This is a genomic window from Halomonas sp. SpR8 (assembly GCF_031010195.1).
GTDB lineage: Bacteria > Pseudomonadota > Gammaproteobacteria > Pseudomonadales > Halomonadaceae > Vreelandella.
Genome location: NZ_JAUAMC010000001.1, coordinates 694,861 through 710,500, shown reverse-complemented (window position 1 = coordinate 710,500; position 15,640 = coordinate 694,861). Strand labels below are relative to the sequence as shown.

At 52.1% G+C, this 15,640-nt stretch carries 13 protein-coding genes; 6 read left to right on the top strand and 7 right to left on the bottom strand.

Annotation, left to right across the window (positions count from 1 at the left end; genetic code table 11):
- Nucleotides 1-13 precede the first annotated feature (13 nt).
- Together QT230_RS03195 and QT230_RS03190 are read right to left on the bottom strand one after the other, a co-directional pair.
- The gene (locus QT230_RS03195) at nt 14-1,231 is read right to left on the bottom strand and encodes a PqqD family protein (protein WP_308320036.1); all 1,218 of its coding nucleotides are present in this window, start codon (nt 1,229-1,231) and stop codon (nt 14-16) included.
- Nucleotides 1,232-1,239: 8 nt separating this feature from the next.
- The gene (locus tag QT230_RS03190) at nt 1,240-1,647 is read right to left on the bottom strand and encodes a hypothetical protein (protein ID WP_308320035.1); all 408 of its coding nucleotides are present in this window, start codon (nt 1,645-1,647) and stop codon (nt 1,240-1,242) included.
- A gap of 570 nt (nt 1,648-2,217) precedes the next feature.
- On the opposite strand from QT230_RS03190, the gene QT230_RS03185 reads away from it, so the two are divergent.
- Entirely contained in the window at nt 2,218-4,455 is a 2,238-nt protein-coding gene (locus QT230_RS03185; protein ID WP_308320034.1) for a GGDEF domain-containing phosphodiesterase, read from the top strand.
- A 197-nt stretch (nt 4,456-4,652) separates the two neighbouring features.
- On the opposite strand, the gene ccoM is transcribed toward QT230_RS03185, so the two are convergent.
- Both ccoM and QT230_RS03175 read right to left on the bottom strand, forming a co-directional pair.
- Nucleotides 4,653-4,775 carry a cytochrome c oxidase subunit CcoM gene (gene ccoM, locus QT230_RS03180; RefSeq protein WP_308320033.1) on the bottom strand — a complete coding sequence of 41 codons (123 nt, stop codon included), beginning with the start codon at nt 4,773-4,775 and terminating at the stop codon, nt 4,653-4,655.
- A 152-nt stretch (nt 4,776-4,927) separates the two neighbouring features.
- Nucleotides 4,928-5,446: a peptidylprolyl isomerase gene (locus tag QT230_RS03175; RefSeq protein WP_308320032.1), complete on the bottom strand. Its 519-nt coding sequence runs from the start codon at nt 5,444-5,446 to the stop codon at nt 4,928-4,930.
- A gap of 96 nt (nt 5,447-5,542) precedes the next feature.
- Here QT230_RS03175 and QT230_RS03170 point away from each other — a divergent pair, with 96 nt between their 5' ends.
- On the top strand, nt 5,543-6,904 hold the full coding sequence (locus QT230_RS03170) for an MFS transporter (protein ID WP_308320031.1): 1,362 nt from the start codon (nt 5,543-5,545) through the stop codon (nt 6,902-6,904).
- Between the two features lie 18 nt (nt 6,905-6,922).
- On the opposite strand, the gene QT230_RS03165 is transcribed toward QT230_RS03170, so the two are convergent.
- Nucleotides 6,923-8,740 carry an SEC-C domain-containing protein gene (locus tag QT230_RS03165; RefSeq protein ID WP_308320030.1) on the bottom strand — a complete coding sequence of 606 codons (1,818 nt, stop codon included), beginning with the start codon at nt 8,738-8,740 and terminating at the stop codon, nt 6,923-6,925.
- A gap of 145 nt (nt 8,741-8,885) precedes the next feature.
- Between QT230_RS03165 and QT230_RS03160 the strand changes: the two genes are divergently transcribed.
- On the top strand, nt 8,886-9,479 hold the full coding sequence (locus tag QT230_RS03160) for a GNAT family N-acetyltransferase (protein ID WP_308320029.1): 594 nt from the start codon (nt 8,886-8,888) through the stop codon (nt 9,477-9,479).
- 27 nt (nt 9,480-9,506) lie between these two features.
- Here QT230_RS03160 and QT230_RS03155 read toward each other — a convergent pair whose 3' ends face one another.
- Nucleotides 9,507-10,739 carry an AarF/ABC1/UbiB kinase family protein gene (locus QT230_RS03155; RefSeq protein ID WP_308320028.1) on the bottom strand — a complete coding sequence of 411 codons (1,233 nt, stop codon included), beginning with the start codon at nt 10,737-10,739 and terminating at the stop codon, nt 9,507-9,509.
- 165 nt (nt 10,740-10,904) lie between these two features.
- Here QT230_RS03155 and QT230_RS03150 point away from each other — a divergent pair, with 165 nt between their 5' ends.
- The 3 genes from QT230_RS03150 to QT230_RS03140 all read left to right on the top strand — a co-directional run bounded on the left by QT230_RS03150 (nt 10,905) and on the right by QT230_RS03140 (nt 14,463).
- Entirely contained in the window at nt 10,905-12,809 is a 1,905-nt protein-coding gene (locus tag QT230_RS03150) for a DNA topoisomerase III (protein ID WP_308320027.1), read from the top strand.
- A gap of 92 nt (nt 12,810-12,901) precedes the next feature.
- Nucleotides 12,902-13,522: a type IV toxin-antitoxin system AbiEi family antitoxin domain-containing protein gene (locus tag QT230_RS03145; RefSeq protein ID WP_308320026.1), complete on the top strand. Its 621-nt coding sequence runs from the start codon at nt 12,902-12,904 to the stop codon at nt 13,520-13,522.
- 32 nt (nt 13,523-13,554) lie between these two features.
- Nucleotides 13,555-14,463, top strand: coding sequence for a nucleotidyl transferase AbiEii/AbiGii toxin family protein (locus QT230_RS03140; protein WP_308320025.1), 909 nt, complete (start codon nt 13,555-13,557; stop codon nt 14,461-14,463).
- A 196-nt stretch (nt 14,464-14,659) separates the two neighbouring features.
- Here QT230_RS03140 and QT230_RS03135 read toward each other — a convergent pair whose 3' ends face one another.
- Entirely contained in the window at nt 14,660-15,604 is a 945-nt protein-coding gene (locus tag QT230_RS03135; RefSeq protein WP_308320024.1) for an AraC family transcriptional regulator, read from the bottom strand.
- Nucleotides 15,605-15,640: the final 36 nt, after the last annotated feature.

The following is a 15,640-nucleotide window of genomic DNA, read 5'->3' as shown; positions in this document are numbered from 1 at the left end:
CGCGCTAATCACGCTACCTGGTTGTCGCAGGCTCAATTAAACCTGCGGCCCAAAACTGACCCAGTAACTCAGCCATATCTCTGCGGACTTGCTCCAGGGAGACGGGCATAAAAAAGGCCACCAGCGTTTGGCTTAACTCTTCAACACTCATCGCCTCATGTTGCAGCAATGCCCACACCGCGCGACTGGTCACGTTCATACGGTGAATAGTGCCGCCCTCTTCAGCAATCACAAATAGCTCGTCGCCGAGCGGGTACTCATGCGCTGCTTGGCGCGCACGCCAATAACGCTGATCATTTCTTTCCAGCGCCGCGGCTGGAGAGATTGCCGCTGCCTGTGAAGGTGACGTATACGTTGATGGCTGGGCGTAGAGCGCATCTTTTAGCTCTCGGCCCACAAATACTGCCGCTTGATAGGCATCTGAGTAACGCAGTAGAAAACAGGGTATTCGCTGCACCAAGGGCCAAAATTTGGCGATTAGCATTTGATCAGAAAGCGTATCGGCAAAGTTTTGCTTCAACAGTTGCCACAGCCCTTCCCCGTGCTGCAACGACGTTAGTTGGGGGTTGGTCACGCGACTGTCCCGGTCTATTAATAAGATTGCTCCTACCGGGCTTTTTTCACCGTGGCTAGCCAGTTGAGTGTCATCCAGGGCTAAATAGCCATAGCGGCTATCAGAGGGCCCTCTATGTTGACTGATAAACTCCAGCAACGCCTCATCCATCGCAGTGGGAAGTGGTAGACGCAGCCGCGGGGCGATGCCAAGCGACATACCTTCCCCTTCGGGCGTTAGGGCCACCACATCATCACCAAAAACTCGATAGCCAGCGGCAGCCAACGCGGCGGTAAAGGTGCTTTTACCGGCACGGTGAGATTCAGGAAAAATCACCAACTGCCCCTCTATTTCCGCCGCCCCACAGTGCAGACCAATATAGTCGGAGTGCTGGCGTAAAAACGCCCCGGCTACATCCGCTATTACGCTACATGCCGTGCTTACGGGCGTTTCTAGCCATATACCTTGTGGCAGCGCCGGTGCCTGCTGCCAAAACCCCTTCTCTTTCTGCCAAACGCAGATAGCCGGTTCTGTCGGCTGACGTGTGCATGCAGATAACGCCCAACCCGGCATCGCTTGTTGCAAAACCGGCAGTAGTGGCTGCGCGTTAACCAAGCGAATACAAGGGCCTATTCCGGGTAACGCGTAATCGGTGGTTAAGGCGTCTGACGCTAGCATGGTCGACCTCACCAGCGGATCGGCAGTAGGCGACTGATTCGCAGCTCAATCACACCATCACGCTCCCAGCGCGAGCGTTCGTCACGCCCATAGGGCCGCCCCTGATGGTGGTGATAAGGTGAGCGCGAATAGCCGTTGCGGGTATATTCAGGCCGAGAATAATCAGGCCTTGAGTAACCGGGACGTGAATAGTAGGGCCGCGAATGGCTAGGCTTTGAGTGGCGGCGCCGTGAATGCCTGTGTGGGTGATGGCCGCTAGGACGAGAGTGACGGCGTTCATGGGCTTCAGCTTGGTCCATAGAGAGCAGCGTAGGGGCCACATAAAGAGCAGCCGCTCCTAGCCCTAGACTTGCCAATACCTGACGGCGAGAACGACGCTGCTTCAGTAAGGTTGTTGCTTCATCTTGAGGGCTCATTGCTTATCTCCGCAGTTATCGAACACTGTTTCTTCAGTATTCAATTTAACCACTGTTTAGCCGGAGTGCCACTCAATCAAGCCGCTTTCCCTATTGTTTACTCTTTTTTTGCAAATATTGGGTGGTGGAGTCACCAAGTCATCCGGCATACACATTCGCCCATGACTAGCCCGTAGCAACCCTGGAGCTTATGTACCGTTGAAGCAAGGTCTGAAAATCGAGAACTTATGCTGGCAAAACAGCGCGCTTAAAGCGAATATGCTAGATTCGCTGGGTGTAGAGGACTATGTGATGGTGGAGAGGCATCACCTCAATACCTTTTTGATAGGAATTATCACTAAACTAACTGATCATTATGAATTATCAAGCTTATTATTAACATAAACTCAATATACACTACAGCTTTCTAAAATATAAAATAGAATTTTGTATGCATTGAAAAATATAGGCTGCACCATTTGTCTTTAAACATACGTAACTAATCGAAAACAACCTCATACCAATTTCTAACAAACATATAATGCAAGTCACTAAAAATACTAATATAAATCTTTTGACGTTGGGAAAATCATGAGTTTTAGAAAACAGTTATTCATCTTATTGCTAGGTTTTACAATATTATCCCAACTATTTTCGGGGGCTTACTATTTACATACAGACTACATAAAAAATAATAAACGAACCAATGAAATATCAAAAAAATCACTTGATTATGTAAGATACAAGATAGATAAAAAGACTAATAAACTAGAAGCCTCCCTTTCTCTTTTGAAAAATGACGCTCTATTCTTCAACCTTTTAGGCACTAATGATATCGAAAAAACTTCCTCACTAATCAACAACTATTATCTAACCGAAGATGATAGCTTTTGGATTATCACAGATTTAGAAGGAAGTATTAAAGCATCAAGTTTCCAAAAAAGCGAACCTACGCCACTGATCAATTCTTCAGCACTAACGCCATCATCACTAAACCTCAGTAATTTTATCTTACTCAATGGTAAAATTTATAAATCAGTAACAACATTCATCGCATCACCTAGTTTCTTGGGTACTATCAGCTTTGGCTTCTCACTCGACAGTATAGCTTCCGATTCATCAGCTCTTCTAGACAATACCCGCATTCACTTCATGAGAATGACAAATCAAAACAATGGCGAAAACAGTAGTGAAAACAATAATACAGATATATCATCTACTGCTATTACAGCACTTATCCATAAAAATGAACAAGAAAAGATTTTAGCCTTCATAAATAAAAACGAATCAATCAGAGGAACAATCTTTGAATATAGAAAAGACCTGATATTTTTCGCCATCTTATTACTAGCCCTAGCTTTAATAGTCGCATTAATTTCCGCATATATCAGCACTCCCTTAAAAGAGCTTTATCGCGTATCAAAGAGTATCGACAACAATCGACAGATTTCAGTTCCTAAATCCATACACCGGTACACTGAAACAAGTTCAGTCACTAATTCTTTAGCTTCGCTGTCTAAAAAAATCAATAAATACGACCAAACATTAAGCCATATACAAAAACATGAAAACCTAATAACCACTCACAACTATCAAACTATAATCGAGGCATTAGAGACAAAAATTAACGAGCAAGAAAATTTTATTATTATGCGATTAGCATTGCATCACTTACGATCAATCAACGCTTCATTTGGCTATGAAATTGGGGATCAGTATATATCCATAATTGCCAAAAGACTTAGCAGCTTAGCATCTACATCCAATCAAATATTTCGTCTACACAACAATGAATTTTTAATAGTTACAGATTACGAAACTATAGACAAAAACTGGCTAAACCTTTTATTTCAAACGCTAGCAATACCAGTTTCAATTGGCGAAAACATAAAAATAAACCCTTTTTTTTCAGTGGGTCAAGTCAGTCATCCTCTCAACGGAGACGACACCCAAACTCTATTAAGACGTGCAGATATCGCGTTACAACAAGCGCGCAACAAAGATGTTAGAATTGAACTCTATACCGATGAGCTGGAAGAAGTGTATCGCCGAAAGGAAATTATAATTAATAGTTTAAAGCCAGCTCTCGCCAATCATGAATTTTGGATAGAATATCAACCAAAACTTGATATCAAATCAGGTAGGGTGGAACATTTCGAAGCTTTAATGCGTTGGTATCATCCTACTTTAGGTTTGATATTCCCAGATGAGTTCATTGAATTAGCCGAGCGTTCTGGCAATATGAGTATTTTAAGTCAATGGATGCTAAAAAATATTTTTCAGCAACTACATATCTGGAAACAACGTGGACATCTATTATCAGTTGCCATCAACTTATCAACCAGTGATCTTACTGATCCGACACTACCGGAGAAGCTATCTTACCTTTTCTCCACTTATGATATAAAACCATGGCAGCTATCTATTGAAATAACAGAAAGCACAGCAATGCAAGACACAGCCACCACCATTAAAGTTTTAGATGACATTTCAAATTTGGGAATTTTACTTGCGATTGATGATTTTGGCACAGGTTATTCATCATTAGCACAGTTAACAAAGCTGCCTGTCAATGAGCTAAAAATTGACAAAACATTTATTCTTAAACTTTGCTCTGAGAGTGGCAATCTGGCAATTGTACGTTCAACTATTGATTTAGGTCATCTTCTTGAGTTAAAAGTCATCGCAGAGGGCGTAGAAAATTTAGAAACGGCAAAGATTCTTTCACAAATGAAGTGTGATTACATACAAGGTTACTGGCTCTCAAAACCCATGCCCGCCCACCAGGTATTGAGCTGGCTCAAAAATTTTAAAAAGATAATCCTTTAAATATTTTTTTAGAGAAAATCATTCTTTAAAAGCCTATATATAGCTCTGCACTCAGAAGGTTGTCAGCACATCATATACTATAATTAAATTAACCCTAGTATAGTTTTATAAAAAAGCCAGCCTTGAAGGGCTGGCAAAAGGAGGTTTACAGGTTAAGCAAACCTCCTCCCCTGACAAAGCTTACAAAAATAGAGCGGCTATTTCTTGCGTTCGTCTTTACGCAGATGATCACGAATCACAAATCCCACCCAGCCCACCATAAAAGCGATCACTAAAGCGACAGTGGCCAAGCCAAAAATAACTGCGTCATCCCAATACATGGTGAATCCTCCCGCCGTGATGTATACGTGCATATTAATCACTCAACGGAGAAAGAATGCTGACCCAGATCAAATTAAGCGTGGTGAGTGTAAGCGGTTAAACAGCAAATTGATGCAGGTCAATTTCTGGGCATTAGTGTGTCGCTAAAACGCTAGAGGACTTTGCGATCTTCCACCTTGCTATGCTCAGTGCCCAGCGGAAGCGGGTGGCCTTTGGCAAGCTCTGCGCGGGTGGCTTCGCGCACTTCGAGGATGGTTACCTGATAATTAAGCGTGCGTCCTGCCAGGGGATGATTAGTATCGACCGTGATGCGGTCGCCATTGACGTCTAATACTGTGACAATTTGCGGGCCGGCCTCTCCTTCGGTCTGAAAGCTCTTACCGGGCGCCAGTTCAGCGCCGCCAAACGAACTGCGGCTCACCTCTTGAACCAATGCTTCGTTACGCACCCCGTAAGCATCAGCCGGCATGAGCTGCACACTCAGTTCGGCGCCTACTGCCTGCCCCGCTAATGCGTTCTCTAACCCCGACAAGATATTGTCGTGACCGTGTAAGTACTCCAGCGGCTTATTGCGCGCGCGTGAGTCATCCAATACTTGCTTGCTCCCATCGTTGAGCACGTCGCTAAGAACATAGTGCAAGGTAACTACCTGATGCGCGGTAATCGACATGGAAAACTCCTCTCCGGTAAGCTGTCGGTTTTGTGGCGAAATATTACCTCAGTTTACCACTTGGCCGTTGTTAACGTCTTTCAGGAGTAGCGTGAAATGCCCAGCCCCACCCCCCAGCGCAGTTGGTTTGCTGCGTTGGCAATTTATTGTCGCGCACCCGTTATCACTATGCTGTTTTTGGGGTTTTCTGCTGGTCTACCGTTTTTGTTGGTGTTTTCAACACTTTCTGCCTGGTTGCGCAGCGATGGCGTTGAGGTCGCAGCGATTGGCTTTTTTGCCTGGATCGGCATGCTCTACTCGATCAAGTTTTTTTGGGCACCGGTGGTGGATCGTTTAGCGCTGCCGCTGTTGACTCGCGCTTTTGGCCAACGCCGGGGCTGGATGCTGCTGGCCCAGGGAATGATTGCCGCTGGGCTTGTGGGCCTTGCCGGATTAAGCCCGGTGGGTAATTTGGGCTGGGTAGCCTTCTTTGCGCTACTGATCGCTTTTGGTTCAGCGACCCAAGACATTGCCATTGATGCCTATCGCATAGAGTCCGCCGACGACGACGTCCAGGCGGCCATGGCCTCTACATACATTATTGGCTATCGCGGCGGTCTGCTCGCTGCCGGTGCCGGGGCGCTGTATATCGCGGCGTCGGCTTCCTGGAACGTGGCGTATCTCAGTATGGCGGCGCTAATGAGCATTGGCGTACTCACCGTGCTGGTACGCCCAGAGCCAAAACGCGCGTCGCTCTCTATTCAGCTTATCCATGAGCCCAAAGTGCGCGCCTTTATTCGCGCCAGCCGCGGTAAACCCAAGGTTTTACGCCGCCTGGGTGCCTGGAGTATCGGCGCGCTGGTCTGCCCCTTTACCGATTTCTTTACCCGTTACGGGGTAAAAGCACTGTGGATTTTGGTGTTTATTGCGGTATTCCGAATCAGCGACTTGGCTATGGCCTCCATGGCCAACCCGCTGTATATCGACTTGGGCTTTACACTGGCAGAGATTGCTAACGTGACCAATATATTTGGCATTGCGATGAGTATTGCCGGCGGGATTTTAGGCGGGCTGTTTGTGGCACGTTATGGTATCGGCCCTTTGCTGATTTTTGGCGCAGGATTAGTGATGGTAACCAATTTGCTATTTGCCGTTCTCGCCCTGGTGGGCAATCAGCTCCCCATGCTGGTAGTCACGATTATTGGCGATAACCTCGCCAACGGTTTAGCCAGCGCCGTCTTCATCGCCTTTCTCTCCAGCCTAACGTCGCGTGCTTACACCGCTACGCAGTACGCGCTGTTCTCGTCATTAATGACGCTACCGGGCAAGTTTCTGAGCGGATTTGGCGGGCTGGTCGTTACCGCTCAAGGCTACCCAAGCTTTTTCGTGATTGCCACACTACTTGGCGTACCTGCCATTGTCTTAGCCATCTGGATCAGCCGCGATAAGCAGTTAGTGCCAACGCCAAAGCCCGCATAAGCGGGCTTGTAGGCTGGATTAGCGGTGTGCTTCGAGCCAATCTAGAGCGCCTGGTGTCGTTCGCCACTGATCACGCATCAGCGTGCGGTACTGCCACGCTTCCGCCCTTGAGCCAGGGTCGACCTGGCCATCTGGATGGGGCATTGAAGGTCGAGGATTTTCAGCACAAATCAGCTCTAGCGCGTAGCGGTTATGGCCGAGCACATCGCTAAGCGCGGTTTCTGCGGCCTCACGCTGCTCTAATCGATAGAGCGCCAGGGTTTTACCCATCAGTAGCCCAAGCACCAGCGATCCATCGTCGTCACTTTCTTCCGCTAACGCCAACGCTTCTTCATTGCGGTCATCACGGAGCAGTTGATCCAACACAAGTTCGCGCAGGCCCAAGCTATCCTCCTGGTCAATCAGCAGCAGCTCTTCGGCTAACTCCCGAGAGTGCTGGCGGGCGCCACGCTCCATCCCTACTACCAGCGCCAGCCCCGTGCGCAGCAACATGGCATTGTTGGCGTCATCCCAACACAGGCTACCGTCCCCTTCGGCGCGAGCTTGCTCCAACCAGCGCGAGAGGCGCATCGCCAGAGGTTCCAGCAGGCTAGGCGCCATCCACGGCAGGCTGCCAAAACGGCTAGTAAGGGCCAACGTCAAGTCTTGCACCACCTGGGGCGCATCAAGCCACTCGGGATGCGAGCAGAGTGCCGACATCCACTCAATGGCGTTGCCCCAAGGGTCATCGCGAAAGCCCAGCGCTACATCTTCATCTACAAGCACCTGGAACTGCTCATGCCAAGCGGCGAACAGCGTCGCCTCACGAGCACTGGTGTTATAAAGCAATCGACCACTTTCAGAATCGGCGCTGAAATCGATTTTGGGGGCGGTGGGCAGAGCGGCTAACAGTGACTGAAGCGCCACCAGCGGCGTGGCCAAATCCTCTTCTGCGCTGAGCAGCTGATCGGCTAGCGTCGCGCCAGGGTTATCGGCGAGTGCGGCCAAAAATTCCAGTTGATCTTCGTCAAGCTCGCCCTGGCGAACCAGGCGGCGATACCAGAAGTTGGCGCGCTCTTTGGCTTCCTGTTCGTGGCCTTCATGCAGCAGCAGCATGGCCTCGATATAAGCCAACGTTGGCGAATCGGGCAGCGCCTGCTGGGCTTTGACAAAGGCGCCCCGGGCGCTATCCAAGTCATCGTTATCCAAATGCATCAAGCACAGCCGCTCAAGCGCCACGCCGCGCAGAAACAGCGGCCCGCGCTCCATCACATCGTCCAGCAGATCGGCGCGTTTACGGCTGAAACCACGCTCTTGATAAATATCCAGCAGGATTTCAAAGGCGGGTTCGGCCTGCTCGGGCAGCCGTGACCAGTCGCTGCCATCGAACAGTGATTCGAGAATTTGCATGGCACGACCGGTCTGGCCGCTTTCAGCGGCAATCAGCCCGGCTTCGAGCAGCGCTTGGGCCGGTGCTTGCTGGCTATCCAGCGCGGCTTTAAGGGTGGCGCCCTTCCATTCGCGTAGCGAAAGCATCCACATCATCTGATCGGGAATTTCGGTGGGAAACTGAACCTGATAGCAGCACTGCTTGAATTTGCGCCCGGAGTCGCACCAGCACGGCTCGTTACGCCCCGGAGTAGCGAGAGACTCGCAGGCAAAATCGAGCCGCTCCAGCGGCGTTTGCGACCAAAGCACTGGCGCTAAGGCTTGCGCCATGGCTACGTCGCCCTCGAAGGCTTCTGCGCCTCTGGCACGCACCCAGGTCATGAAGTCCGGATAGTGTTCTTGCTGCCTGATTGCCGAGAGTGCCCCGGAGGCAAATCCCAGCAGCTGATCAACCCATACCGCCAGCATTGCCGTCTCCATTAGATTTCAAAGCGGCATAGTTTAGCATGACCCTTAGGGATCACGCAGAGAGGATTGGCGGTGACCGTAAGGGCTGCTAGAGTGCAGCGATTCGAGCAAATCACGCAGCGTGTGAGTCGACTGGAGCGAAGCAATGAGCGAACTGACGGTTAGTCTCTGCCAAGGTCAGGCAATAGCACCCCATTTGAAGGCGCTTGCCAGTCTTCGCATCCGTGTCTTTCGCGACTTTCCCTACCTCTACGATGGCGAACTCAGCTACGAAGCGGATTATTTAGGTCGCTATGCTGAGAACCCGGATAGCCTATTCGTATTGGCCTTCGACGGAGAAAGCTTGGTGGGGGCAGCTACCGGGCAACCCCTGAAGGATGAAATCGACGAATTCCGCCACCCGTTTGAAGCCAACGACCTCAATCCCGAGCGTGTTTTCTACTATGGTGAATCTGTGCTGCTTCATACCTATCGTGGCAGTGGAATCGGTAAACGCTTTTTGGCCGAACGAGAAGCCCACGCAAACCGATTAGGCTTTGATATAGCCGCTTTTTGTGCAGTTGAACGATCAGTTGATCACCCTGCTAAGCCTGCCGACTACCGCTCGCTTCACGGTTTTTGGAACGCCCATGGCTACCAGTGTCACGGCGAACTAGCCACCACTTTCGCTTGGCGAGATGTTGGCGAGCAGTCGGAAAGCGATAAGCCAATGGTGTTTTGGCTGAAACCCCTCCGCTAGACAATCACCCATTTAGATGGTTTACGCCTACGCAAGCAATGGTCGGGTTCGCTCATGCATATCCAACCGCGCGCCCAAACGCACCAGATTCCAGTAGTGGCCGTTTAGCGCGCGGGAGAGCAATAGCGTATCCGCGGGTGGCTGCAGGCGATCCATCGCGGCCCACACTTTGGGCGTCAGCTCACGTAATCGGCGGTGCACCCGCACATCGCTAAAGTCCTGCTCACCCGGCTCAAACAGCGGTGCAATACACTCTGCCGATTCACGATACAGCGCCAACGGCGCCCCCTGGCCCTGGCGCCCGCCCATTTTCATTAGCGCCTCGTCCATGCCCATCGCATCATGCTTTAGCGTGGCATCTAGCAATTGCATCATGGCTTTTATGCGCGCCTCTGGTACCGCTATGACCGCGCCCAAATCGTAAATCACTAACCGCCCTTGCGCATCGGCGGCGAAGTTACCCGAGTGAGGATCAGCGTGCAGCTCGCCATAGGTAAATAGTTCTTGGGTGATCCAGTCAGCTAACGCTTGGGCTATGTTTTGGCGCGTTTTATCATCAGCCTCAGACAGCTCTCGCAGCGGCGTGCCGTCGACATAGCGCATCGCCAACACGTGGGGGCCGCAGAGCTCCGGCAGCGGCTCGGGAATCACCAGCCGCTGATCATCCTTATAACGCTCACGGTAGCGAGCCAGCGCATCGGCCTCAGCGTAGTAATCCAACTCTCCCCGCAGGCTTTCGGCCAGCTCTTCAAACAGTGCATCCAAACGCGCCTGAGGCACCTTAAACCAGCGGCCCAAACGCATGATGCGGCGTACCTGCACCAAATCACTCTCTAACACGTCGGCAAGGCCCGGGTACTGTACCTTGAGCACAATTGTTTCGCCTTCGTGGGTGGTCGCGCGATGCACTTGCCCCATAGAGGCGCTGGCGAACGGGCGCTCCTCGATCGCGCTGAAGTAGTGGTCAATATCACCGTACTGCATCACCAACGCTTCACGAATTTTTGGCCACGGCATGGGCTCGGCTTGGCGCTGCAGGCGGGCTAACTCTTCGGCTAAATCAGGCGGTAGCAGGTCATCCCACTGAGACATAATTTGCGCCAGCTTCATGGCCGGGCCTTTGAGCTCTGAAAGTCCCTCAAACAGCGCCTCACCAAGTGCACGCCAATCCGCCTGACCGCCCAGCCGCGTTTTCAGCAGTGCGCCGCCGGTACGTGCGCCTAAGCCCATTAAGCGCCGTGTTCTACCTTGATCACGCATTGGTTATGCCCCTTTCATGCTACCAACCCAATTATTTATACAGAATCTATACAACCTAACAGCATAAAGCACTGACCGCATCACTCTCTTTTGCCCTGCAACCTAATCTTTAAAGCGTCTGCTACCATAGGCGACATCAAAGGATCCGATGAAGGCTTCACTGCTATGCGCCTGATAATTGCCGAAAAACCCAGCCTCGCCCAAGCTATCGCAGAGGCTCTACCGGGCACTAGCAAGCGCCACGACGGCGCTATTAACTGTGGCGACACCACGGTCACTTGGTGCCTAGGACACTTATTAGAACAAGCGCCGCCGGAAGCCTACGACCCCGCTGATAAGCAGTGGCGGCTGGATCGGCTACCCATCGTGCCACAGCAGTGGAAACTGATGCCGCGCTCGAAAGCCCGCGGCCAGCTTGCGATAATTCGCAAGCTGATCAAGCAAGCCACCGATGTGGTGCACGCTGGCGATCCCGACCGCGAGGGCCAGTTGCTGGTACAGGAAGTGATCGAGCACATGAAGTATCGCGGCCCGGTACAGCGGCTGCTGATCAGCGATCTTAACAAACCGGCAGTCAGCCGGGCGCTTGCCAAGCTGCGCTCCAACGTTGAGTATCAACCGCTGTTCCAGGCCGCCCAGGCTCGCTCCCGCGCCGACTGGCTGTATGGCATTAATCTAACCCGCGCCTGGACACTCACCGGCCGCCAGGCTGGCCACGATGGTGTGCTCTCGGTTGGCCGCGTCCAAACCCCGGTGCTCGGGCTAATCGTGCGCCGCGACAATACTATTCGCGATTTCGTGCCTCACCCGTTTTATCCGCTGTGGGTGGATCTAAAGGTCGCCCAGGGCCAATTGCGTGCCTGGTGGGCACCCAAAGAGCACCAACCATTAGATGACCAAGGTCGCCTAATTGACCGCACTCCGGCTGATGCTTTAACGGCTCAATTACCCGGCGCTTCCGGGCAACTGACCAAGCTCGACCAGCAGGAGAAACGCCAGGCGCCGCCGCTGCCCTACTCGCTGTCTGCTCTGCAGGTCGACGCCGCCCGCCGCCACGGGCTCTCCGCGCAGATGGTACTGGATATTTGCCAGCGGCTTTACGAGCGCCACAAGCTGATTACCTATCCGCGTTCAGACTGCCGTTACCTACCCGAAGAGCATCTTCAGCTTGCTAAGCGTAGCCTCACCGGCGCCTGCCAAAACGATAAGACACTACAACAGTGGCTCAATGGCGCGGACTTTACCCTGCGCTCCAAGGCCTGGAACGACAAGCAAGTCGGCGCCCACCACGCGATAGCGCCCAGCGGTAAACCGGCCGATTTTAGCCAACTTTCCGATACTGAAGGCCATGTATTTCGGCTGATCGTGCGCAACGTCATGGCGCAGTTCTACCGCCCGCTGCGCACCTTCGAAGTCAAAGCCGAGTTCACATTGCTTGCCGAGACCTTCCGCGCCCGTGGTCAGAGCATTCTCGACCCCGGCTGGAAACCGCTATTCACCACCCGCGATGAAACCCCACCGCTGCCGCCGCTCACCCAAGGCGAAGCCTGCCAGGCATTAGGCGCAGGCGTGGAAGAGAAAGAGACCCGCCCGCCGGAACCCTTCACTGACGCCAGCCTGATCAAGGCGATGATGAACATCAGCCGCTACGTGGACGACCCAGAGGTGCGCCGCACTCTACGCGACACCGACGGCCTGGGCACCGAAGCCACCCGCGCAGGTATTATCGAAACCCTGGTACAGCGCGGCTATCTAGTACGCCAGCAAAAGGCCCTGCGCGCCACCAAGCTCGGCAGCGCATTAATAGCCGCCCTGCCCAGCGCTGTGAGCACGCCAGAGCGTACCGCTTTGTGGGAACAGCGCCTGCGGGCAATATCCGAACAGCAGGATGATCCCGCGGCCTTTCAGCAAGCGCTGCTGGATGACTTACGCGGCCTCCTCAACCACAGCGATGCCTCCAAACTACGGCAGAGCCTGCAGACCGCCCAGGGCGAATCGGGTGGCCCTTTGATGCACACGAGAATTAGAAACAAACGAAGAGGAAGCGTGAAACGTAAACCTGCCCAATAACATTGATGGTGCTTGCAACTATTGCAGGCACTACTTGAACCTTCGACAGCAACCAGACAAACTATCACCAGATATCAATAAGTGGTGACAGTTTGTCTGATTTCGGCTCCGCCCTATCTTCCCGGGCGCAACTCCAAACCCTATTCCATCAGCACGGCGGACAGCTTCGTTTGAGCGAGGCGCTAGCCCAGGGTATTAGTCGGTACCAGTTCTATCGACTCCGCGATGAAGGACTTATCGAGCCGCTCAGCCGTGGCCTTTACAGGCTGGTGAGCCTGCCACCGATTGAAAACCCGGATCTGGTGGCCACCGTTACCCGTTTCCCCAATGCGGTGCTCTGTCTAATTTCGGCGCTGGACTGGCACGGCATCACCACGCAGATACCCCACCAGGTGCATTTGGCGGTGGAGCGTGATGCCCGCCTGCCGGTTTTGGATTATCCACCAGTCGCCGGTTACCGGTTCTCCGGGCAGACCTTTAGCGAAGGTATCGAGCGGGTCGAGGTGGATAGCATCATGCTACAGGTCTACAACCCAGAAAAAACGCTGGCGGACTGCTTCAAGTTCCGTAACCGCATCGGCATGGATGTGGTGCTGGAGGCTCTGGAACTTTACCGCACCCGCAAAACCTTCCTACCAGGGAAGCTAATGGAATACGCCAATATCTGTCGCGTCGCCAAGGTCATGGCGCCTTATGTGGAGGCCAAGCTGTAAAGAAAGTCCACGCAAAGTAAAAGGAGATGATCGTGACCAAAAACATCGCCGCATCTGTTCGCCAAAAATTGCTGAACATATCCCGGGAAGAAAAACGCCCCTTTCAGGAGTTACTGCAGTACTACGCAATGGAGCGTTTTCTTTACCGGCTTAGCCAATCGACTCATAACCGGAGTTTTACCCTTAAGGGCGCCCTGCTGCTATGGGTTATGCAGGGGCCAGATATTCGACCGACGCGTGATATTGATATGCTGGGCCAAACAAGTAACCGTCCAGAGGCTATTCTGGCCCAGGTGAGCGATGTGCTGGCTACGGGTGTCGTGGATGATGGTTTATCTTTTGATTCAAACACGCTGAAAGCCGAAGCCATTACCGAAGACGCCGATTATCAAGGGATTAGGGTGACGTTTACAGGGTTTCTCGGCAACGCCAAAATACCCATGCAATTGGATATTGGTTTTGGTGATATTATTTTCCCGCTTCCTTCCTGGCAGATGTTCCCTGCCCTACTGGACTTCCCCACCAGCAGAATTCTTTGTTACTCACCAGAATCATCCATTGCTGAAAAGTTTCAGGCGATGATCAATCTGGGCGAACTAAACAGTCGCATGAAAGACTTTTACGATATTTGGTTACTTTCGCGGCAGCACTCTTTCACACTTTCAAATCTGGCTGGCGCTATCGTAAGAACCTTTGCCAACCGACATACGGAACTACCTGAAACCAATCCCTTTTCTACCGATTTTGTGGACAGCAAACAGCCCCAATGGCAGGCTTTTCGTAAACGTCTTGGCCAGCCTCATGTGCCGGAGGCATTTTCGGAGGTTGTAACAGCGGTGTTGGAATTTCTTGCTCCCGTGATAGAGACACTATCCGCCAACCCAGTGCAGAAAATCTGGCACCCACCCGGACCATGGCGTCGACAGATCGAAGGTGCGTGAATCAATTCGCGAATATGGCTCAGCCCGCATCAGGGTGAGATCGTTGCCTTGGCGTCCTCCAGCGAAACGGTATTGCCCTCACGAACATCCATGAGTCCCTGCGCCACCGCCTTTACAAACCGCAATTCCTCTGCTGTTTTCTCATGATTCTCAAGCCCCTGAACAACAGCAAGGTGGTGTAATTTAGGACACAAAGTCAGTGAGGCACAGCAATATCGACCAGATGAGTCGGCGGCAATAAATCAAGGCTCGCTTTCATAGTGCGCACCTCTTCCGCTGGCGGGCGGCCAAAGAAACGCTTAAATTCGCGGCTAAACTGGGAGGGGCTCTCATAGCCGACCCGGCTAGCGGCGGCGGCTGCCGTCACCCCGTCACGTATCATTAACAGCCGCGCATGGTGTAAACGGGTGGATTTAATGTACTGGATAGGCGAGGTTTGGGTGACCGCCTTGAAGTGCACGTGAAAGGCTGGGGCACTCATACCTGCTTCATTGGCCAGACTGGCGACTTCCAGCGGATCAGCATAGTGGGCATGAATACGGTTGAGCGCCTTAGCGATTTTGCCAAATTGACCATAGTGGGAAAGTGCTGTTCGAACGCTGCCACCCTGTTCTCCCGTCAATACCCGATAGCAGATTTCCCTGACGATAAAAGGGGCGAGTATATGCGCATCCGTTGGGTAGGCAAGCGCACTCAGCAGCCGCAACGTTGCATCGGCCAGCGGCACTTCCAGTGGGGTAGAGAGCATCCCACGCGGCGCCTCTGATGCATGCACCCCTGATGTTTCCAGCATCGTCACCAACTCAGCGATCACTACCGCATCCAGGCGGATCGCAATGCCCAGCATTGGCTCTTCAGGGCTGGCTTCTGTTTCCGACGTAAATGGCAGAGGCACCGATAACACCAAGTAGTGCTGTGCATCGTAGATGTATACTTCATCCCCCAAATAGCCACGCTTTCGGCCTTGGCAGATAATGACAATACTTGGCTCGTAAAGTACCGAGGTATTTTGCAGTGGGCGGTTAGAGCGCATAAAGCGCACGCCATCCAATAGCGACTGGGTATAGCCTTCGTGAGGTGCCAGTTGGTACAGGTACTCGACGATCTTACGGTAAACCACAGCATCACTCTTCAATGTCATGTTAACCACCTCTGCACATACGTGCCGCACCGGAAT